The following is a 1,610-nucleotide window of genomic DNA, read 5'->3' as shown; positions in this document are numbered from 1 at the left end:
ACGTCAGTCTGTCTAACAATTATTAAAGATCCTCGTTTTCGGGCATGAAAATGGAAGACCTTTGTCGAATCTCTGTATTTAAGGAGATGAGCGCATATGCCCTTTATCGAAGGTGAAGATAGATATCAAATTCATTTATTGCCAAATACGTTGGACGATTTTGTAGAAGAAGAAAATTCTGTTCGAGTAATTGATGCTTACGTCGATAGCTTGACCCTAGAAGAATTGGGGTTTCAGGTGTATTCGGGCTCCAAAGCGGGGCAAAAACCTTACCGCCGGGAAGAGCTTCTCAAGCTCTATCTTTACTGCTATATGAATGGTATCCGTTCCTCTCGCAAGATGGAAACCGAGACGAAAAGAAATATTGAACTGATGTGGCTCATTGGTAAGCTCCAGCCGGACCACGGCACTTTATCTGCTTTTATGAAGAGTAATCAAACGGCCATAAAAAAGCTGTTTAAAGAATTCACCTTAATGTTAAAAGGTTTCGGGTTAATCGATGGTCAACTTGTCGCGATTGACGGCACAAAATTAAAGGCCGACTGCTCTAAAAAGAAACACTTTAATGACAACATTATCAGTAAAAAACTTGAGTATATCGATGAAAAAATCGATTCATATTTGCGCGACTTTTTAACAGAAGACAATCGCCTGAAAAAACAGGAAATCACGGAAAAGTTAGAGGTCTATCAAGAGAGAATGCACGAGCTGCAGGTAATGAAACAAGAACTCAAGGAAACAGGCGAAAACCAGCTTTGCGTTACCGATCCTGATGCCAAATCAATGAAAAATAACGGGAAGCATGAAGTTTGTTTCAATGTTCAAACTGCGGTGGACAGCAAGTATAAATTGATCGTGGACTGTGATACGGTCAATGATGTCAACGATCAAGGGCAGCTGTCCAATATGGCAAAGAAAACAAGGCAAGTTTTCCATGGTCAAAAAACAACAATTTTGGCCGATACAGGCTATTATAACTTTCTTGAAATCATAGACGTTGTCGACGAAAGCACCGAACTCTTAATTAAGCCGCAGAAGGGAAAGAAAAACAAAGTAGAAAGCGGATTTGATAAAGAGAACTTTGAATATGACGCCATAAACGATAGATATATTTGCCCACTGGGTTATGAATTACCTTTCAAATGGAATGGAAAACAAGATGGAAAAGAGTACAGACGTTACACTTGCGAAGCCTTTGGTATTTGCGGACAGAAGGATCTTTGCACGACTGCCAAAGGCGGAAGGTCGGTAACCAGGCTGAAAGACGAAGAAGTGATCGAACGGATTGCAGAAAATACGCGTAGTCAAAGTAAGCTTTATAAGCAAAGAGCGGCAATTGTTGAGCACCCCTTCGGGACGATAAAACGTCACTGGGGCTATACATATTTTTTAACTCGAGGATTGGCATCAGTAGGCACTGAGACCAATCTAATTTGTCTTGCCTATAATCTCAAGAGAATGATCAAAATACAGGGAGTGAAGGAGCTCATACGTCTCTTCAGAAACCCAGCTCGTTCGAAATCAAAAATGTACGACGTTTATTTGAGTAAACTTGCATAAACCTACCTTTTAAGGCGTACTAAGCAATCAATTGTTAGACAGACTGACGT

The 1,610-nt window shown here is 40.4% G+C and carries 1 protein-coding gene; it reads left to right on the top strand.

Translation table 11 applies throughout. From position 1 onward, the window contains the following. The first annotated feature begins 96 nt into the window (after positions 1 to 96). Positions 97 to 1,560 carry an IS1182 family transposase gene (locus RB620_RS30080; protein WP_308100847.1) on the top strand — a complete coding sequence of 488 codons (1,464 nt, stop codon included), beginning with the start codon at positions 97 to 99 and terminating at the stop codon, positions 1,558 to 1,560. Positions 1,561 to 1,610 lie beyond the last annotated feature (50 nt).

It is taken from the genome of Paenibacillus sp. LHD-117, assembly GCF_030929555.1.
In the GTDB taxonomy this organism is placed as follows: Bacteria; Bacillota; Bacilli; order Paenibacillales; family Paenibacillaceae; genus Pristimantibacillus.
This window is presented reverse-complemented; position numbering and strand designations above follow the sequence as displayed.

Bases quoted from the DNA above. Each gene is read 5' to 3' on its own strand.
- RB620_RS30080 (WP_308100847.1), top strand. From the start codon at position 97: ATGCCCTTTATCGAAGGTGAAGATAGATATCAAATTCATTTATTGCCA.